This is a genomic window from Paenibacillus sp. FSL M7-0896 (assembly GCF_037975415.1).
Classification (GTDB): Bacteria; Bacillota; Bacilli; order Paenibacillales; family Paenibacillaceae; genus Paenibacillus_AQ; species Paenibacillus_AQ silagei.
Genome location: NZ_CP150250.1, coordinates 3,390,904 through 3,410,614, shown reverse-complemented (window position 1 = coordinate 3,410,614; position 19,711 = coordinate 3,390,904). Strand labels below are relative to the sequence as shown.

At 53.3% G+C, this 19,711-nt stretch carries 13 protein-coding genes; 5 read left to right on the top strand and 8 right to left on the bottom strand.

From position 1 onward, the window contains the following. Positions 1–70 precede the first annotated feature (70 nt). On the top strand, positions 71–1,369 hold the full coding sequence (locus MKY12_RS14425) for an alpha-glucosidase/alpha-galactosidase (RefSeq protein WP_339314232.1): 1,299 nt from the start codon (positions 71–73) through the stop codon (positions 1,367–1,369). 86 nt (positions 1,370–1,455) lie between these two features. Here the strand turns inward: MKY12_RS14425 and MKY12_RS14420 are convergent, their stop codons facing one another. From MKY12_RS14420 to MKY12_RS14405, 4 genes are all read right to left on the bottom strand, one after another. After that, positions 1,456–2,712, bottom strand: coding sequence for a peptidase G2 autoproteolytic cleavage domain-containing protein (locus tag MKY12_RS14420; RefSeq protein ID WP_339314230.1), 1,257 nt, complete (start codon positions 2,710–2,712; stop codon positions 1,456–1,458). Between the two features lie 133 nt (positions 2,713–2,845). Next, positions 2,846–3,619 (bottom strand): ABC transporter ATP-binding protein, encoded by a 774-nt coding sequence (locus MKY12_RS14415; RefSeq protein WP_339314228.1) that lies wholly within the window; start codon positions 3,617–3,619, stop codon positions 2,846–2,848. Positions 3,620–4,301: 682 nt separating this feature from the next. After that, the gene (locus MKY12_RS14410; protein WP_339314226.1) at positions 4,302–5,573 is read right to left on the bottom strand and encodes a BNR-4 repeat-containing protein; all 1,272 of its coding nucleotides are present in this window, start codon (positions 5,571–5,573) and stop codon (positions 4,302–4,304) included. A 747-nt stretch (positions 5,574–6,320) separates the two neighbouring features. Continuing rightward, positions 6,321–12,716, bottom strand: a complete 6,396-nt coding sequence (locus MKY12_RS14405) for a GDSL-type esterase/lipase family protein (RefSeq protein ID WP_339314224.1) — start codon at positions 12,714–12,716, stop codon at positions 6,321–6,323. 260 nt (positions 12,717–12,976) lie between these two features. On the opposite strand from MKY12_RS14405, the gene MKY12_RS14400 reads away from it, so the two are divergent. Beyond that, positions 12,977–13,876, top strand: a complete 900-nt coding sequence (locus tag MKY12_RS14400) for a DUF1835 domain-containing protein (RefSeq protein ID WP_339314222.1) — start codon at positions 12,977–12,979, stop codon at positions 13,874–13,876. Between the two features lie 433 nt (positions 13,877–14,309). On the opposite strand, the gene MKY12_RS14395 is transcribed toward MKY12_RS14400, so the two are convergent. Then, the gene (locus tag MKY12_RS14395; RefSeq protein ID WP_339314220.1) at positions 14,310–14,933 is read right to left on the bottom strand and encodes a lysozyme inhibitor LprI family protein; all 624 of its coding nucleotides are present in this window, start codon (positions 14,931–14,933) and stop codon (positions 14,310–14,312) included. A gap of 234 nt (positions 14,934–15,167) precedes the next feature. Here MKY12_RS14395 and MKY12_RS14390 point away from each other — a divergent pair, with 234 nt between their 5' ends. Both MKY12_RS14390 and MKY12_RS14385 read left to right on the top strand, forming a co-directional pair. After that, on the top strand, positions 15,168–16,004 hold the full coding sequence (locus tag MKY12_RS14390) for a helix-turn-helix domain-containing protein (RefSeq protein ID WP_339314218.1): 837 nt from the start codon (positions 15,168–15,170) through the stop codon (positions 16,002–16,004). Next, entirely contained in the window at positions 16,001–17,251 is a 1,251-nt protein-coding gene (locus tag MKY12_RS14385) for an MFS transporter (RefSeq protein ID WP_339314216.1), read from the top strand. Before MKY12_RS14390 ends, MKY12_RS14385 begins: the two co-directional genes overlap by 4 nt. 124 nt (positions 17,252–17,375) lie before the next feature. Here MKY12_RS14385 and MKY12_RS14380 read toward each other — a convergent pair whose 3' ends face one another. Both MKY12_RS14380 and MKY12_RS14375 read right to left on the bottom strand, forming a co-directional pair. Next, a complete protein-coding gene (locus MKY12_RS14380; RefSeq protein WP_339314214.1) occupies positions 17,376–17,840 on the bottom strand; it encodes a phage tail protein in 465 nt (154 codons plus the stop codon). A gap of 24 nt (positions 17,841–17,864) precedes the next feature. Further along, positions 17,865–18,350, bottom strand: coding sequence for a GyrI-like domain-containing protein (locus MKY12_RS14375; RefSeq protein ID WP_339314212.1), 486 nt, complete (start codon positions 18,348–18,350; stop codon positions 17,865–17,867). A gap of 97 nt (positions 18,351–18,447) precedes the next feature. On the opposite strand from MKY12_RS14375, the gene MKY12_RS14370 reads away from it, so the two are divergent. Next, positions 18,448–19,410, top strand: coding sequence for an HTH domain-containing protein (locus tag MKY12_RS14370; protein WP_339314210.1), 963 nt, complete (start codon positions 18,448–18,450; stop codon positions 19,408–19,410). Positions 19,411–19,487: 77 nt separating this feature from the next. On the opposite strand, the gene MKY12_RS14365 is transcribed toward MKY12_RS14370, so the two are convergent. Beyond that, complete coding sequence (locus tag MKY12_RS14365; RefSeq protein WP_339314208.1) at positions 19,488–19,691, bottom strand: hypothetical protein; 204 nt, start codon at positions 19,689–19,691, stop codon at positions 19,488–19,490. Positions 19,692–19,711 lie beyond the last annotated feature (20 nt).

The window sequence follows — 19,711 nt, the reverse complement described above, 5'->3', positions numbered from 1 at the left end:
TGTCAGTTTCATCCGCAAGCGGCTGTATGACAGAAGGCTTTTCACGCATCTTATAGGAGGCTTATCACTTATGTCTAAAGTTACATTTATCGGTGCCGGAAGTACCGTCTTCGCGAAGAATGTCCTCGGCGATATCATGGCTACACCTGCCCTTCAGGGCTTCGAGCTTGCATTATTCGATATCGATCTTCAGCGCTTAAATGACTCAGCGAGTATGCTCCAGAATCTGAAGAAACGCAGTGGCAGCACGTGTACCGTAACTACCTATACCGACCGCAAGGAAGCGCTGCGCGGTGCCAAATATGTGGTGAACGCCATTCAGGTCGGAGGGTACGATCCTTGTACGATTACGGATTTTGAGATTCCCAAGAAATACGGCCTGCGCCAGACGATCGCTGACACCGTAGGCATTGGCGGGATCTTCCGCAACCTGCGGACCATTCCGGTAATGCTGGACTTCGCGGCCGATATCCGCGAGGTGTGCCCGGATGCGCTGTTCCTGAACTATACGAACCCGATGGCCGTTCTGACTAATGTCATGAACACTTATGGCGGGGTGAATACTATTGGACTCTGTCACAGCGTGCAGCAGTGTATCCCTGGATTATTCGACCACCTCGGCATTGACAAGACAGGGGTTCAAGCCAAGATCGCCGGCATCAACCACATGGCCTGGCTGCTCGAAGTCACCAGAGACGGCGAGGATCTGTACCCGGAGATCAAACGGCGCGCGGCCGAGAAGCAGCTTGAGCCGCACTACGATATGGTCCGCTATGAGATGATGCTGAAATTCGGCTACTATATTACGGAATCCTCTGAACATAACGCCGAGTATCATCCGTACTTCATCAAGCGGAACTACCCGGAGCTGATCGAACGTTTCCAGATTCCGCTGGATGAATATCCGCGCCGCTGCGTGGAACAGATTAAGGGCTGGGAGCAGATGCGCGGAGATCTGGTGAACAACCAGGATCTGACGCATGAGCGTTCCCATGAGTATGCCTCTTACATCCTGGAAGCCATGGAGACGGATGTGCCGTTCAAAATCGGAGGCAATGTGATGAACACGGGGCTAATCACCAATCTGCCGAAGGAAGCTTGTGTCGAGGTGCCTTGTCTCGTGGACAGAAGTGGCGTAACGCCAACCTTCGTGGGTGATCTGCCTCCGCAGTGCGCAGCGCTGAACCGGACCAACATCAACACCCAGCTCCTGACCATAGAAGCCGCTATGACTCGCAAAAAGGACCATATCTACCACGCCGCCATGCTGGACCCGCATACCGCCGCCGAACTGTCGATGGACGACATTGTCAGTATGTGCGACGACCTGATCGCGGCTCATGGTGACTGGCTGCCGAAGTATCAATAATTTCTCCATCACAAAAGCAGCGATCTCCGTTAACAGGGGATCGCTGCTCTACTATTTTTTAGCTGCACCTTCTTGCTGAATCGTCTTTATTTCACATAAATTCGGATTTGATCAGGTGCTGTTCTGGCAAGAACGCGGTACCCTTCGGCAGAAGCGGTTGCTACTCCATTCTCACCAGGCATACAATATTCATTCACCTGACAGGTGCCATCATCACGGACCAGCAGCTTACCCATGGTTCCTACAGCCACCCACTCTGGACGATCCATACGTGACACATAGGTTTGGGAAAGGTCGAATTGGGGATTGATCACAGCAGCTTTCACAGTATACGCATGCGCCAGAACATTGCCCTCGCTGTCTGTCACGGCTTCCACTTCCCGGTCTTCATATTTGACCCTGCCCCATTCATCCTTTTCGTATTTGTCTTTCCAATGCAAAGGACTTGCGTCTCCAAGGACAGAGGGTGTAGCACTGACCACGCCCAGGACGTAATGATCTGCCGGGGTTGCTCTTCTGACCCGCTCCCCATCCGTGGTCACAAAATAACCCGGCTCTATCGGCATTCCATCCACTGTCTCAAACATTTCAGCATAATCCGCCCCAAAATTCTTTACCGTGCCTTGAAGGTATAAATCTCCGGAAGCCGCCTCCAGTGCAGCAGCAAGGCTAGAGGCGGCTGGAGTACCATTGGCTAAATGCCAAGAAGAAGGAAACAGTGTTTCACCATAAGTACCCATAATATGAGCATCAGTGTGTTCTGGCAGAACAACTGTACTGTTCCCTTCAGCATGAGAGTTCTGAGCACCTGCAATTGTACCTGAACCTTCAGCATGAGAAAAGTTTCCATTGGCCTCAGTGAAGGAACCTTCAGCATGAGAAACAAACCCATTTGCCAGCGTTGAGAAGCCTTCTGCATGAGCAGCGGAACCAGCAGCTACAGTTAGGTAGCCTTCTGAGTGGGAATATTCTCCGCTTGCAGTGCTCTGATTGCCTTCCGCATGTGAAGCTACACCCGAAGCAACCGTTTGAGCACCCTCAGCGTGAGATTGCGTTCCGGAAGCAGTAGTTAAACCTCCCTCAGCGTGGGCAGCGTCATTGATTGCAAAGGTCCTGTAGCCTTCCGCATGTGAGGCCGGTCCTGATGCAAGCGAACCATTCCCTTCGGCATGGGCCGTGTCCAAAACTGCAAGGGTCTGGTACCCTTCAGCATGAGCCGCAGAAGCGTTGGCTGTGGTCTGGTACCCCTCAGCGTGAGAAGCAAAACCGCTTGCGGTCGTGGAGTTCCCCTCTGCATGTGAGCAAGATCCGGAAGCGGTTTGATTGCATCCTTCATCTGCCATAAGCCATTCCTCCTAATATTGTGGTTTTTATGGTCCTGCCCTACACAATATTGCGGACTTGATGGAATGGACACGGCATGTCTCCCGGGTACAAAATATTTTTTGTCATGGCTTCCCCGGAACGCCTCTTATATTAGCCCAAAGTCAGCCATCTCCGGTTATGGTGCTCCTGCACCTCAACCGGAGTATCGAAGAATTCGCTGAGCACCTCGGACTTCAGACATTCTGCGGTCTCGTCAGCTTTATAGATTTCCCCTTTTTTAACCAGCAGGGTATGCGTGAAGCAGGGTGTAATCTCTTCGATATGATGGGTCACATACAGCAAGGTGGGGCCGCCTTCCTGTTTCGTGATCTTTTCGATCATCTGCAGCAGCTGCTCCCGCGCAAAAATATCCAGTCCCGTACACGGCTCGTCCAGGATGAGCAGCTCAGGATTTGCAATGAGTGCCCGTGCGATGAGAATCTTCTGGCGTTGTCCCTGTGACAAGGTATCATAAGTGCGTGCGGCCAGAGCCGAGCAATCCAAGAATTCCAGCAGTTCCTCTGCCTGCTTCAGGTCCTCTTTTTCCGTCTTGTCGTATAGCCCGATCGTGGCGAACTTGCCGCTCAGAATGATGTTCAGCGCCGTCTGATGGCCGTACAGCTTCTGCTGCAAAGAGGTGCTGACCCAGCCGATCCGCTTGCGCAGCTCTCTCAGGTCTACATCGCCGAAGCGGTGGCCCAGCACCTCCACTTGTCCCTTCGTTGGCCAGATATAGCCGTTCACAACGTTCAGCATAGTCGTCTTACCTGAGCCGTTCAGACCCACTATACACCAGTGCTGTCCCTTCTCCACCTGCCAATTCATCTCGTGCAGAATCATCGTCTGCTCACGCCGCCAGGATACATTTTCAAGCGATATAATCATGATCTTGATGTTCCCCCTTGCCTCGCAATATTCTTTAATGAAATATTATAGCAGATCAATGTATCCTTGTACTTCAGAATGCGCCCAGGCCAACAATTTTCAAGTACGTATCCTGTTGATCGGCAAAAGACGCCTACAGCAGCTCCTCATCTGTTGCACTGGAGCGCACATCTTACGCTTATGCCAGAACGTTCCCGGGCCGGCAGAGATGCTGTGTAATTGCTGATTGAATTGTATAGATGCAATACGAAAGAACCCGGACGAATGCCCGGGTTCTTTCTTTTGGTAGATAACATGGTTACAGCTACTCACCAGCACTGCCTAGTAGCTCATCAGGTTTAAACGTGTGAGAATTACTTTACTAATGGCATGTTTAGGGGTTACCTCAGCCCGATTAGGGTGGAAGGGATAGGCTTAATTGCAATTCGTACAACTAAATCGTCAAATGTGCCGCCAAATCTCCGTTTAGATGTAGTTCATGCAATTAAAATGCCCCTATACCTGGATTTTCGCCCATCCGGGCAAATGTAGTTGTACAGACTACAATTAGAAGTGGAAAGTCTTCTGTTTCCCTGTTTTTAGTTGTACAAAATACACTTAGCCCTGTTTATTCGTACCGAACGCAGCTCTGTACCTTACCTCATTTATGGAATGAAATCACTTGTTGAATTCTGATGGTCAACTAGTTATTTCGCCCATAGTAAAGCTTCAGGTTCGTTACATCTACCAGGTACAAGATGTCAATGCCCTTCGGGCTGCGGTCTACCGCCAGCCTTAACACCGGGATACCCGGTGCAAGCGAGCTCTCTGTCCAGCCTCCGCCGGTATTCACTGCCATGAACGCACGGTCAGTACCGCTGCTTTTGACATAATAGATTCTGGCTGTTGTACCGGTCCAGGTCACATCGATCGCCGCATTCGTGGGAGCAGCGTTATAGATGGTCTGCAGGTTCCAGCCCCCTGCACCGTAAGTGGCCTGCTTCACAGCAAAGCTAGTGCTGCCCTCCTCACGGTAACGGTAAGCGATTACGGGACGGCCAGCAGAGTCAAGTGTCATCTTGGCACTCTGTACGCCCGGGCCGCCGGGGTCACTGCCGCTTTGCACATAGGCTTCGCTTGGAGCCATAGGCTGCACAATATCCGCCGTAGTCAGGGAGACAGGCGCTGTGACCGGAGTTCCGTCCGCTTTGCTGAATACGCCCGTGGACGGGCTATACTTCATATAGGACAACTGGTGGCGCAGCGGACTAGCGGCGAAGTACGCCCATTCGAACAAGATATGCAGATCGCCGTTTGCGTCGAAGACCAGATCATCCGGATAGACCGACCGATTCAAATGCGCTGCAATGGTCTTGACCTGAGTCCATACGGAGTCGGCATTGTTCCAGCGGAGCAGAACAGCCTCTCTTTTGCCGGCCGGGTCTTTGTCAATGCGCACCAGCAAATACAGATCTCCATTCGGAGCGGTCGTGACTACGGGATAGGTTACCGTCATGCCTGCGGGCAGCTCGTCCGAGTGATTCTGCGGAATCCCGCCCACGGTATCTGAGCGGTAGTAGTGCCAGGGATTGCTGTGCATGGAAGCGAAAACGTGGAACCGCCCGCTCCCGTCTCTGGCTGTAGAAGGCTGGTTGTGCCCGAGATCATCCACATATTCCGCCGGGGTTGTCCCATCCATGAGCGGAAGCTTGCTCCATATCCCGTCGTTGTCTCTTCTTGCAATAGCTACCGTATGCTTGCCGGGGATCGATCCCGGGGCGTTATAAGCCATATAAGCATACTCATAACCAAGCCCGTAAGTGGCAAGAGGGGACCACCATCCCGCCTGATTGCTGGAATCCATCGGAAAAGGCACCTCCTCCAGCACAGCCGCCGCGCTCCCCGCCCCCGCTGGCACTACAGTCAGCAGCAACGTCATCATAAGAGTAAGCATCCATTGTTTGATCTGCTTCAACGATTACGCCTCCCTTAATTCTTGGTCTTACATACATAAATAGATACCGGGTAGCCATGTGAACGCATTACCTGCCTACTGAATGGAATGTTATTGAAGAGAAACGAACACAAAAGAAAAAGACGAATACAAAATTACCGACGAACACAAAACCACCTAAGTGTAAACGCATACATATATCTCCGGTCCCGCCTCCCCGTTCCAGCAACTATCCTGGTGTTCGTATGCCTGGTCCTAGTGTGTGACATGTGCTAATGTACGCAAGTTGCTAGTGTTGCTGTTGCTGTTGCTGGCCCAAGAATAGCATGCTGCTGAAAGGATTGTTACTGTACTATTGCAAGATTGCTGTAACTGAGAGCTTTTATTGTAATAGCTGCACCAAATTGCATGAATGATCACTCTCTTTTACTCTTCGCCTACTTTTAGCGGCATCCTTCGTAGGGAGGTGCACTAGTGCTCCTTATTTGCTCGTTTTGCTCGTATCCGGTACATTCGGGGGCACTAGTGCACTATATTTGCCCCGTCCGGCCCGCATTCGCTGGATTCAGGTGCACTTTTGCTCTTCATTTTCGATTGCCGCCTACTTTCGCTTAATTCAGGGGCACTAATGCTCCTCCCGCCTCTCCTCCATCCCCATTCAGCCCAAGCCATGAGATGCATCTCTTGCAGCACAAAAAGCCCGGTTTCCCGGGCTTTTCCAGTTAATCTCGCACGAACAAGCGCATCATCCGGTCTTCAGCCAGCCGCTCACTTCCCTACAGTCACTGTCATCTTCGCAGATCTGGTCTCGCCTGCTGCGTTGCGCAAGACGGCTTCGTATTCATAGGTTCCGGGGGTTTTGCCGGAGATTGCAGTGACTGCGGATTGGGCATCCGGGGTATGCGCCTGTAGAGTCTGTGTATCAACCAATACTCCATTCTCGTACAGCCGGTATTCCGTTGCATTCGTCCCCCACCACAGATTCATCATCACCGCATAGCTGCCGTCCCCGTCCCAGTTATCGTTGGATAATACCGCTTGCCCAGGAGAGGCATCGGTGACCGTCACCGTCAAGGGTGCGCTCATCACCGATCCATGCAGATTGCTGAGCTCCAGCGTATAGACATATGTCCCGTTCGGTCTGCCGGCAATATCGATCTGCACGGACTGGGCGGACGGTGACTGGTCTGTCAGAGCGCCTTCTTCAATCTTTTCGCCATTCTCATAGAGCTTGAAGCCGGTGCCATTATTGCCCCACCAGAGATTCATCGTAACCGTATAATCGCCGTCCCGCAGGCCCGTATCATGCCCGTTATTATCTGACAGCACCGGCATACCTGGAGCGCTGTCCGCGAGCGGTATTCCCTGACTGATCCATGCAGCCCATCTCGTTAGCTCATTCCCTTGTTCCATCGTAAAAGCCGCAGCGGCCCCAGAGCTGACCTCCTGGCTGTATGCTGCAAGCAGCGTTCTGGCCTTCGCCCCTTCACGCGCCCCCGCCGCTTGCTCCGCCAGCATTAACTTACTGGCGAGCTGCTCTGCAAGCGCAGCTGCACCCGGGTCTGCCGATTCACCCGCGAAGGCACGGGTCAATTCAGCCAGACTCGCAAACGTAGCGTAAATACTATAGCTGAAATCCACACTTGTCTCACGGCCAGCAAGGTCGCTGACGGTGGCCGTTATTTTATGCAGACCGGGTTCAAGTGTATACGCAGGTGCATTCAGCAACTCGCCGCTTGGTTCTGCTACACCGGACACCGTATCGGAAGCCGTATAGCTAAGCTCGACCTGCTGGTCAATCGTATACTGTGCCTCTCCCTGAATAATTACCGCCGGAGGCGAGAGGTCAACCGCTACTGCCAGTGTCTGCTCTGTCTCCTTATTACCGGCTTTATCCACACTCCAATAGGTCAGGGTATGCTTGCCCTCCTCACTTATCGTCAGCTTACTGCCAGTCTGAAGCTCCCCGCCATTCACCTTGAAAAAGGTCTGGTCAATCCCGGACTGCTCATCGCTCGCGGTGAATGTCACTTCCGCCGCCGATGTGTACCAGCCGTTCTGCTCAGCCCCCTTCACTGCCGCAGACGTATGCGGCGGGGTCTGATCCGCTTGCTCTCCTTCCAGAGTAACTAAGGCGGACAACGGAATATTCAGCTCCTTCACCAGCTCCGCTACCAGCTCCGATACCTTAATCGCACCGTTCATCTGCAGATGGGTGTTGTCCTCCGTGGTTCCCGTCCACATGAAGATGGATTTGGTGCCCTCTGTGCCCAGCTCCTGAAAATATTCCCAGCTCGCTTGATTCAAATCAACCAGCAGCGTCCCCGTCTCCTGCGCCGTTTCTCTCATCGCCTGCACGTATGCCGGAAAACTCTTGTTCAGCACCTCTCCGCTGAAATCCCGCCGGTTGACAGGTGTAACCAGCACGGGTACCGCATCTCTCTGCACAGCGCCGTTAATGTAATCCTTCAGATACACCTTGAACTGCTCCGGAGTAAGATACCGTTCCGGGCGGGAAGGTGTGGAATCATTATGCGACCACTGCATGAACAGATAATCCCCTTCATGAATGCCTAGCAGAATATCGTTTAGATATCCGCCGTTCAGAAAGGTTTTGCTGCTTAGTCCGCCGACTGCCCTGTTATCAATGCTGATTTTCTCTGTGTCAAAATAACGGCCCAGCGTCTCTCCCCACCCCGCCTGCGGACGGTAGCTTTCTGCATAATTGGCAACCGTGGAATCACTCGCCAGATAGAGCGTTGGCTTATCAGCCGCCCCCTGCTCTGGCAGCCGCACAATCTTCAGCGCGTTGATCTTTGGCGTACTGCCGGAGAAGCTGAAGTTAAATACGCCATCGATCAGGGCGATATCATACGTGACTTCCTTGAATTGGCCTGAGGGGATGGTGGTGACCGGGAGTTTGTTCATTTGCTCCACCGTAACACCGGTCTGGGTCACTTCTTGCGCATCCCCGATGGTCGTCGTTACCCGGTAATTCGCCGGCTTCATCTCCACTACGAAAGAGGTCCCGTTTACACGGGTGAAGTCCTCTGTCAGCGGGTTGCCGGTTCCCCGGTTCTCGTCCTGGACCAGCGCGGTGTCGGCGAACCCGTATGCGTTCCCTTCCACGTAGGCCCGTTTGGCATCCACCTTCGTATAGCCGTCTGCTGCGCTGCCGGAGCCAAAATCAAATGAGTATGTGCTTACATCACCCGCAGCCTCCCTGGTCAGGGAATCACGCGCAACCTTAAGCATATTCACAGCATGATCGATTTTCGCCTGCGAGGCTGTTGTCCCGATTAGCGCCTCGGCAGCGTTCAAGGCTCTATGCACTACAGCTACAGAAGCTTCCGTGTAGGATGTGAGATCGATAGCCTTCACTTCCTGATGCAGCGCAATCAATGCCGTCATATCGCCTGCCGCCACCGGAAGCTTCGTACCCTCAATCTTCACGTTGTCAATCTGGGTGGTCCAATTCAGCGTGCCTCCTCCTCCTTTTCGCGTACCCAGGAACCGCAAGCCCCTGACGTTATTGTCATAGACTCCCGGACTCAGCGGAATATCGCGGATCGTCTGGGTGACACTTGGGTTAGCGAGACTTGTTAAGGTGAGATCAAGGGTTTTTCCGGCAAAATCAATCTTCAGCTTGACATTCACCCACTGATTCTTGGGAATAGTCGTAGCGGTTCCGCCCCCTGGAATGGCAGTGGTGCCGGTACCATAGTCTGGTGTGTACGGGCCGGTGAAATAATGAATGTTCGTATTCGGGCTTGCCGCTCCAGTCTTGGTGAACAAGGTGAAAATCAGATTCTCATTCGCATCCTGCAGACTTAAATGCCCCTCCGACGGGACAGCGCCCACATTGCCGGAATGCCAGTTGAAATCGACGTTCACAATGTCGCCGTTCACCGCATCGAACAGGCGGAATACCTTGGCGCGGTTGCCGGAGCCGGAACCCGTTACAGACAATACCTTGTTCCCGTTCTCCTCTGTAACCGTCCCCGCCATAGTTCCGGCAGTGCCCGTAGCATTCACCATCGAATATTGTGCTGCGGCCGGGTCACCCTCGAAGTCCTCCGCATATTGCTGCACCTCCGGCTCTGGCTCCGGCTCGGTAATACCAGGATCAATCACGAACGGGGATATGCTGAGGTTCATCTCCTTCACTGCGCCCGCCACCAGACCGGCAATGACCTGTGCGCCATACGTGCTGAAATGGGTATTATCGCTGACCCCGTTCGGGTATTTCGGGTATTCGCCAGGATTGGCATACAGGAAAAGCTTCTCCGTAGCGGTCAGGCCGACACGGTTATACTCCGCAATGCTGAGCTGGCTCAGATCGATCAGGGGCACGTTCAGCGCAGCCGCTGTTTCTTTTGCCGCCTTCACATATTCCGGAAAGCTTACGTTGAATTCCTGAGTGACCGTATTGAAGTCCATGCGTCCTACCGGCGTTAACAGAACCGGAGTGGCCCCGCGCTGCTTCGCTCCGTTCACGTAGCGGGTCAAGTACGCTGCATAATCTGCCGGAGAAGCATAACGGTCAGGAATACCCGCGCTGGCATCGTTGTGGCCGAAGGAGATGAAGAAATAATCGCCCGGTCTGATCCGCTGCAGGATACTATCCAGACGGCCGTCCACCATGAACGACTTGCTGCTTCTGCCGCCGATAGCATCATTTTGGATCGTTACTCCGCTGCTGAAGTAGCTGCCGAATTGCTGGCCCCAGCCTTCCTGCGGAGCCTGCATTCCGCTGTAGGACTGCATCGTCGAGTCACCAGCCATATAGATGGTTGTTCCGGTTCCCGGAGTCTTCTGCGGGTACTTCTCAATCTTGATCTCCTGCACATCGGCCGCCGTGCCGGAGAAAATAAACTCTAACTGGCCGTCCACCACTGCAATGTCATAGGAGTAGAGCAGTGGTGTGCCGGCACGGATTTGAGTGAGCGCCAGCTTTTGCACAAATTCAGATTTGACACCTACACTTGAGTCTCTGTCTTCGCTGCCCAGCTTGAGCGTCACCTTGTAATTGGCATCCGGCAGGTCCACCGCAAACTTGGTGTTCTCCGGCAGGGAAGCGTGGCTCGCGCCCAAGGTGATTCCGCTTATGCTCTCGAAACCATATCCCGTTCCCTCCGTGTAAGGGGTAGCCTGCACAGAAGTTGTTCCTGCTGGCGGCTCCGTACCGAACCCGAAGTGGTAGAGCTGCTCCAGCGGTTGCGGCGCGCCGGTCAGTGCCAGATTCGCTTTAGGGAATGCAGTGGCCTCCGTCCCGAGATAGAAGCCTGTGTGCGGCGGCTGGTTGTACGCTACATTCTGCCAGGCTATTCCCAGCCGGTACACCGGATCTTGCATAAGCGTCGGAATTCTGTAGGTGGTTGGAATCGTGGTGGTATAGAGCCGGAACTCCGTGCTGTCTTCGCTGCGCAGCAGCAGCTCCTCGCGCCAATCGCCCAGGAGATCCGCCTGAAGGGCCGGGTTGCCTTTGGTATGATTATTGGTCAATGAACCGGCTGCCCGGAGAATCTCCTTCAGCTGCTTATTGCGGTAATCCCACTTATAAATCAGCGGAATGCCTTGCGCGGTAGTGTTGTTCCAGTCGTGGTCGAACAGCTCCCGCTGAAGATCCCCGTCCCACCAGATCGCAAAATTCGCACTTCGCGGCACTTCATTCTGTTCATAAATCACCTCACCGTCCGCTGCATAGCCGCGGGATAACGGGTCCATCTGACCATTCACAATCGTGGATGCCCAAGACTCATAACCGGGATGCTCCGGATCGATATCTGCTGACATTCCCCGCCCGGTATCTTTGCCGGTGAATTGTCCCCAGAGGATCTCTCCTGTAGCGGCATCGCGCATCTCCAGTCCGTAAGCAGCATCCTTATGCTCATGCACACTGACAACCTGATACCCTTCCCGGTTCGGATCAAGCTTCCCGGCATGCATCGCATCTCCATGACCAAGCCCGGTGCTGTAGAGCAGTGTGCCGTCATCGTCAATCGCCAGCGCACCGTACATGATCTCATCCCGGCCGTCACCGTCTGCATCCAGTACACTGAGGTTGTGATTACCCTGTGCTTCATATTGTGCGCCAGCTTCGTTCGTGTCAAAGTTCCAGCGCTTCACCAATGCGCCATTCGTGTAGTCGTAGGCGGTAAGTGTTGTTCTTGTATAATAGCCACGGGCCATTAATACGCTCGGCTTCACGCCGTCCAGGTATGCAATCCCGGCCAGGAAACGGTCTACGCGGTTGCCGTATCCGTCTCCCCACGAGCTGACATTACCCCTTGGCGGATCATAGTCAACGGTGGACACCGCAGCGCCGGTCTGGCCGTCGAACAGCGTCAGATACTCCAGCCCGTCCAGGATATATCCGCCGTCATTGCGGTAATCCTTGGTGCCGTCACCGATGACTGTACCTTGACCGTCTTTGGTGCCGTCTGCCGTTTTGACCACGACCTCGGCTTTGCCGTTGCCGTCCAGGTCATACACCATCAGCTGCGTATAGTGCGCCCCGGCCCGGATGTTCACGCCAAGATCAATGCGCCACAGCTTGGTGCCGTCCATTTTGACCGCATCGATGTAGACGTTCCCGGTATAGCCGGCTTGTGAATTATCCTTAGAATTGCTGGGACTCCACAAGAAAACGATCTCATATTCCCCGTCCCCGTCCAGATCCCCGACAGAGGCATCTCCGGCATAATAGGAATACGTCCCCCCGTCTTTGGTCCGGCCATCAGCAGGCTTATCCAGCGGAATCGGCAGATAAGAGTTATGCCACACTGCCGCCCGCTCCGGCTGCATTTCCTCCTTCCCGGCAACAAGCGTAGAAATCTGATATTGCGAGCTGTCCGCACCCGTCGTATCCACATAGTTGGTAGAGTCTACGATCGGAGCCGGGTTCACCTTGATCCCGTTTTTATAGACATTGTAAGCGATTTCATCTGAATCCGTATTCAAGTACCTCCAGCTCACAAAGACGCCGCCATCGGTCAGAACCGCCACCAAGCCACGGTCCAGATATTCTGCCTGCCTGGCAGGAAGATTTCCGGTAGCAGCTGCATGTGCCGGTGCGGGCGGGAGAGCAAGCGGTAAGACCAGCAGACAGGATAATAAGAATGTGAGCAATGATTTCTGAACAGACCTCTTTTTTCTACCCATGGGCTTAACTCCTCCTATTATTCTAAAATCAATTTAGAAATCAGGGGAAACTTGTGCAGATGCTCTCCTAGTTGTCTTCCAGCTTGAGCTTGAGCGTCCCCGCCTCCTTTCCTGGTAACATTCATATGGAGCGTAACAAATAATAGGGATCCGTTCTGCTCAAAAAAAAGCACTTTCAGCCTAGAATCGACTTTTATGAGGGGCAAGCAAGATTCCAATATGTGGTATCATGGTGAATATGTTTGGTTAGGAGGGTGTTTATGGCAAAGGCACACGGAGTTTCAAATGAACGAATGAATCAAGAATATGTACATATTCTTTTCGGCATGTCGGATGCAGGTTCCTTAAAAGTAACGCTCAGTGCCCTTGGCATACGTGAGACAAACCAAGTCCTGGCTTTTAATGAGTCATTCTCAATTGGGCCCTTATCAGGCTTGGACACCATAACCGGAATGCAGAACAGGCAGCTATGGATGATGGAACGTGATGAGAATTACAGCCTTAGTCAGCATCACAACCAAGAGAATCAGCTTGTCCGCATGGTACAGACTGTGAAGAGCATCCCGCACCATGCCAACATCGTCATATGGGTGGCGGATAATGCGCATGACCAGACCGGCCTGCGATTCGTATTGCATGTGTTGCGGGATCGCATACAGCCGGTGCATATAGTTAATGTGACTGAGCTATATCAATCAGCAGGGATTCATGGCTCAGATGGTTTCGTACCCTTTTATAGTGGCGCAATCGATCGTGAGAGTTACTTGCTTATCGTGAAAAAATATAGTCAAGGCGTCCCGCTTGCATCTGATCAGAGAAGGGGATACGAATTGGATTGGCTCAGGCTTGCGGAGGAAAATCAAATGCTGCGTCTGTGGAAAGATGCCGCCATTATTAGCTGTGATGAAAGCGCGTTGGATGAGATAATTCTGAGCTCCGTTACTGAACTGGAAGTGGAGCAAGAGCGCAATCAGGTCAGGAAGGGATACGTTAGTGCAGGGAGTGTCTTTATCCGCGTGTTCGAAGTCTCGCAGCAGCTCTTGGGCACTTCATTTATACTCAGTGGAATGCGGGCATTGGTTAACCAGGGTGTTTTGGTGTCCAGAGGATATTCAGGGGATTTGAATCAATTCTTGCTTAGGCGGGCACAGGTTGATTAAGTTAATGGATTTAAGCTAGTGAAAACAGATGTACCCAGTCACTTGCGTAAGGTTTATCGTGCCCTGATTAAGGTGTATGCGGAAGTACTAGGCTTAACTGCATTACGTACAACTATATCGCCTGATGTACCGCCGAAAATCCATTTAGCTGTATTCCGTACATCTAAAACACCTCTAAAACTCGGTTCTCACCCTTTCGGGCAGTTTTAGTTGTATAGACTACAGTTAGAAGAGAAACTCCTTCCTTTTTACTGTTTTTAATTGCACCGAATACACTTATCACCCAATTTCTGCTCCTAACTATCTACTAACTCCTTTTGTGCGGATGCTCTTGTAGTATGATTACCTAATTCACAGGTTCTGTACAGTCACGAAAATGGTCAAAAAAACAGCGCAGCGGCCCTCCTTACGAGAGAGTCACTGCGCTCTTTGATTACTTCATATACAACTCCACCAGCTTATAACAACGTTCCTTCGTTACAGAGGCCAAGGTCGCCGCGTACTCCAGCCCCTCCATCGTTCCGCCTTTATATTTGGCAGCCGCTTCCTCTGCGGCCTTATCCCGTTCCTTGATCCAGCTTAGCTGCTCCTCTTTCAGTTTCGCCATATCGGCTTCGGGAAGCTGCACTTTTAGCGCCTGGTAGATTTCATTCAACGCCTTGTCCCAGCGCTCATGCTCCTTGGAAGCGGCTTCCTTCATATCAGTCATGACCCCGCTGTCTGACATTGCCTTCAGATCGCTAAGGCCCTCTTCAATCTTATCCAGCTTGTCAAAATAAGTCTGCCGCTGCGAATCCCCCGCCGCCGCACTGGCCTTCGGCGTGGCTTCCGGTGCGGTTGTCTGCGCTGGTGCCTGTGCCGTAGCTTCCGGTGCAGGCTCTGCGGTAGCCTCAGCTGCCGGCTCCGGCGTGACCTCGGGTGTAACCTCAGGGCTTGCCGTCGCTGCTTGTCCGGTCTCTGGAGTAGCCGCCGTACCGCCATTTGCCGCCCCGTTATTGCCGCAGCCAGCCATTAACAGACTGGAGATGAGCATGGTAGTCAGAATTGCTTTTCGCATAAGTCCTCATCCTGTCATTGGTTTATAGTCGAGACTCTCTTGCATATCGGCTTTTAAAGCCGTCTTGAGAGTTATTACCTGATTTCACCCGACTGTAATCATTTTTGTGAGACGCTCGGTGCTGCGGACGGACGCGAATTGCTGCTTGACAGCACTTTGAGATCGGAGTAGTATTTTGAAATACTTCTAAATACAACGAAGCAATACTTACTTTCACAGAAAGGCGGTACACCCATGATTGAAGCATTACGCAAGCTCGGCTTATCCGATCTGGAAGCCCGCTGCTACCTGGCGCTGCACGGCCAGCCGCCCTCCTCGGGCTATGAGGTCGCCAAGCAGGTGTCCGTGTCCCGGTCCAATGTATACGCCGCGCTACGCAGTCTGGTCGATAAAGGAGTCTGCCGGACAGTCGAAGGCGAGCCGGTGACCTTCGCTGCCATTCCGGTCCGGCAGGTCGTTAAGCTGCTTCAGGCGGAATTTGAGCGCACCGCCCACCTACTGGAGAACGAATTGGGCCACCTGCCTGCTGTACCGCCCTTCTTCAGCAACTGGAAGGGAGATGCTCAGGTGGATCTGGCGGTAAAGCGGCTTGCTGCCAATGCCAGCGCAGAGATTCTGGCAGATATCTGGGCGGAGGATCTGCACCGGATAGAAGACACACTGCTTGCCGCCGAAGAACGGGGCATTGCCGTCCACCTGATGGTGATAGGTGACATACCTACAGCGCTGTCGCGTGTCACTGTGCATAGTGTTCCGGCAGGCGGGCCGAAGGCCGCCCGGAACTTCTCGCTCCTGCTGGATAAGGAGACCTCGCTTCTGGGCAGCTTCACCCGCCATTCGCAGGCTTCGGCGCTGGAGAGCAACCATCCGGCTGTGCTGGATGTGCTTCAGACGTCTTATTATCACGATGTCGTGATGATGCGCATAGAGCAGGATTTCGCCCCGGAGCTGGAGGCGCGTTACGGCAAGAATTACGCCTTAATATTCCAGGAACACCCGGAGATGCGCGGGCGGAAGCCGGCCCCCGAATCTGAACCCGATTCTAATCGCTTGGAGGATGACACCCATTGAATACACTGAATACATCGAATGCGAATACTCCACGCTCGTCTGTACTGCATAACCGCTCATTCCTGCGCCTATGGATCGCGCGGATCTTCTCCACCAGTGCCTTCCAGATGCTGTCGGTGGCGATTGGCTGGCAGATGTATGCGCTGACCGGCAGCGCCTACCAGCTTGGACTGGTCGGGCTGGCCCAATTCCTGCCCATGCTGCTGCTGACATTGCCTGCCGGACAGACGGCAGACCGCTATGACCGCCGAACCATAGTGTTCCTGTGCCAGCTTACAGAGTGCCTCATCGTGCTGCTGCTTGTCCTCGGCAGCATCGAAGGCTGGCTCAGCGCGGTCCACCTGCTGGCAGCCGCAGCAGTGCTTGGTGCGTGCCGTACCTTCGAGAGTCCGGCCTCAGCAGCGCTGGTGCCGGACATTGTGGATCGGGAGCAGCTCCCGAAGGCAGCGGCCTGGTCCGCATCTGCTATGCAGACGGCGATGATCGTCGGCCCGTCCCTCGGGGGTGTCCTCGTGGTCTGGGGTACGGCTGCCGCCTATATCGCCTCGCTTGCCGCGCTGCTGGTATCTACTGTGCTGATCTTCTTCGTCAAGACTGTTCATTTCGTCAAGAAGCTGGACGCGGTCAGCATGGACACCTTCCTCAGCGGCCTGCGGTTTGTCTTCGCCCGCAAGATTATCCTGGGTACAATCTCGCTGGACTTGTTCGCTGTACTTCTTGGCGGGGCTACGGCACTGCTGCCGATCTTCGCCGAGGATATTCTGAAGACCGGCTCGTTCGGTCTTGGCCTGCTCCGCTCCGCCCCGGCGGTAGGTGCGATCATCGTCTCACTCATCCTGACCCGCTATTCGGTGGAACGGGCCATCGGCCGGATGCTGTTCGCCTCGCTGGTCGTCTTCGCCCTGGCCACGATGCTGTTCGGCATCTCCCACAGCTTCTGGCTGTCATTGTTCGCGCTCGTTCTGATCGGCGGCTCGGATGTCGTGAGTGTCGTTATCCGCTCGACACTGGTGCAGGTTAATACGCCGCAGGAGATGCAGGGCCGGGTGAACGCAGTGAATTCGTTATTCATCGGCACCTCGAACCAGCTTGGCGAATTCGAGTCCGGCACGATGGCCGGGCTGGTCGGAGCCGTGCCTGCAACCGTGATCGGCGGAGTGGGCACCCTGATTATTACAGTGCTCTGGATGTACCGGTTCTTCCCGGTCCTCCGCACCCAGAAGACGTATACAGCGGAGGAGATTTGAACGATACAAGGGGCTGCCAGATTGGCAGCCCCTTATGGCCGTTCAAGAATGTATATGGTTTTGGGGCCCCCGCAAAGGTTCTGAATAGACTCCGAAGCTTAACTACACTTTGTGGGGATTTTTATTAGTACTCTCCCTTAATCACAAAAAACGATCCCCGTATTGTTCCGGCCAGCTTCGACTTCTGCCGCGCGAACTTGAACTTGTCCGCCAGCTCCTTCGGAATCTCCATCCCCTCCGAGAGCTTGAAGCCGACCGCCCTCTTCTTGGGATCATCCACAGTGTACATTACGTTAAGCGCAAGACCATCCTCATAGAAAACGTAGGCGAACCGGATGTTCTCAACCTGAAATTGCGAGGTTTGGAGTGGCTTGGCAGCAAACTCAAGGCCCCGCTCCTTGCTCAGAATCCCGTTCACGTAATCCAACGTCTCCTGGCTTTCACTGGCCGGAACGACTGTGAATTCATGCTTATACTTGTTCATGAAATAACGCGCCTCATTCGCACGCAGACCCGCCAGCGCTTCAGCAACAGGCGATGACTCCAGACCTTGCACAGACACTTCTTTGAAATCCACTGTATATGGCATAGTTACTTATCCTCCATTACATTATTAATTTCTGAGTACAGGAATCCACATTTCACCATACAGAGAGCCGTGCCTCCGGCCCATCTCCACAGCCGTATTGGGCCCGCCCACGTAGGCGTACCCTTCTGCTTGCGGCAAAGCTTGTCCGAAGGCCAAGCCCGTCAAAGTATTGCTTAATTCCTCCGTTGTCGCTCCTTCGCCTGCCACTACGAGGTATTCCCCCTTCGGGAATTGAATCATTCGGGCTTCCTGCGGAATCTGTGCGGCTGCACCTGCCATTACCCCCGCATAATGCATCATCTTGCCGTTCACCGCTTCGTTCACCACAAACACATAGTCATTCGCCGCAATCCCTTTTAACAAGTCGAGCCTGCCATCTTCACTAACCGCCTGCCAAAAATCCATCTTCTCCTTATAAATCCCGGCATAGTCCGTGTAATCACTCTTAAGATCAACGCCGAGACCAATCACCGTAAAGCTGTCTTTCTCTTCAATAGTATACCCTGCCATTGTCATATCCCGCCTTTATTCATATTTGTGTTCCTCACCTGCTATGTATATGATAACCTTTAACCATGTCAAAAAATGAAACTGTTTAGGAGCCGCCATGAAAAAAGTGGAACGGATCAACATCATCATGCGGTACATTAACAATCGTGCCCATTTTACCCTGACGGAAATCATGCGGGAATTCAATATTTCGCGTTCAACCGCCCAGCGGGATATCCGGGAGATCGAGGCGCTCGGGATGCCGCTGGTTGCAGAGGTGGGCCGGGATGGCGGGTATTCCGTCATGCGTAACTCTCTCCTTCCGGTGGTCCGGTTCACGGATAACGAGGTCAAAGCGCTATTCATTGCCTTCATGGCGACAAGAAACGGCCAGCTTCCTTATCTCAAGAGCCGCCAGTCGCTGACGGAGAAATTACTGGGGCTCATCTCGGAGAATCAGCAGGAAGAGCTTGTGCTACTCAATCAGATCCTGCTGTTCGAGGGCACCCACCCGGGCAATCCCGATCTGCTGGACCTGTCCGATCTCCCCCACCCTATGCTGGACAAGCTGATCCGGCTCCTGCTGGTGGACCGCTATCTGCAGATTACCTGTCAGGATGAACAGACGAACAGGTCTTATTCGGTGTATCTTTTACGTCTCTATCAGGAGAAAAGCCTGTGGCTCATCGAGGGCTTCGACCTGGACGCCTCCAGGAAACGGATCATCCCGGTTGATCAGCTCACTGATGTCATCCCCTACCCGGAACCCAAGAGACTAAGCGCGAAAAAAATTCAGGAGAAGCTGAGCAAGCAGCAGGTGAAGAACAACCTTGTTCTGGAGCTCGGTCCCAGCGCCATTGCCCAATACCGGAAATATCACCCGTTCAGGGTGGCGCTATCCTATACTGACCCCTACCAAACTACCGCTATCCTGAAAATGGAAGTCGAGGTGAACCGCACGGAGGAGCTCAAGGAGTTCACGAATTGGCTGTTATTCCTGGGCGATGACCTTAAGGTGAAGGAAATGCCGGATGAAGTAAGGGAGGAGCTGCAGGATAGAGTAGATCTTTTTTGTACTTAGGAAGCGCACGGCCCCCTACTGTTGCGTTCGCCGCGACCCATTGTAATCGGTTTTCCGACTACATTTCGTCCGTTCGCCTACTTGCTGCTCATTGTGATCGGTTTTTCGATTACATTAGGCTCGTTCGCCTTCCTGCTGCCCAATGTGATCGGTTTTCCGACTACATTGGGCTCGTTCGCCTTTCCACAACCCAATGTGATCGGTTTTCCGACTACATTTCGCCCGTTCGTCTTCGTGCTGTCCAATGTGATCGGTTTTCCGACTACATTGGGCTCGTTCACCTACCCGCGCTCTATTGTGA

Excerpts from the sequence above, each read along its gene's own strand:
- MKY12_RS14425 (WP_339314232.1), top strand. The coding sequence starts at position 71 with ATGTCTAAAGTTACATTTATCGGTGCCGGAAGTACCGTCTTCGCGAAG.
- MKY12_RS14420 (WP_339314230.1), bottom strand. The coding sequence starts at position 2,712 with ATGGCAGATGAAGGATGCAATCAAACCGCTTCCGGATCTTGCTCACAT.
- MKY12_RS14415 (WP_339314228.1), bottom strand. The coding sequence starts at position 3,619 with ATGATTATATCGCTTGAAAATGTATCCTGGCGGCGTGAGCAGACGATG.
- MKY12_RS14405 (WP_339314224.1), bottom strand. The coding sequence starts at position 12,716 with ATGGGTAGAAAAAAGAGGTCTGTTCAGAAATCATTGCTCACATTCTTA.
- MKY12_RS14400 (WP_339314222.1), top strand. The coding sequence starts at position 12,977 with ATGGCAAAGGCACACGGAGTTTCAAATGAACGAATGAATCAAGAATAT.
- MKY12_RS14395 (WP_339314220.1), bottom strand. The coding sequence starts at position 14,933 with ATGCGAAAAGCAATTCTGACTACCATGCTCATCTCCAGTCTGTTAATG.
- MKY12_RS14390 (WP_339314218.1), top strand. The coding sequence starts at position 15,168 with ATGATTGAAGCATTACGCAAGCTCGGCTTATCCGATCTGGAAGCCCGC.
- MKY12_RS14380 (WP_339314214.1), bottom strand. The coding sequence starts at position 17,840 with ATGCCATATACAGTGGATTTCAAAGAAGTGTCTGTGCAAGGTCTGGAG.
- MKY12_RS14375 (WP_339314212.1), bottom strand. The coding sequence starts at position 18,350 with ATGGCAGGGTATACTATTGAAGAGAAAGACAGCTTTACGGTGATTGGT.
- MKY12_RS14370 (WP_339314210.1), top strand. The coding sequence starts at position 18,448 with ATGAAAAAAGTGGAACGGATCAACATCATCATGCGGTACATTAACAAT.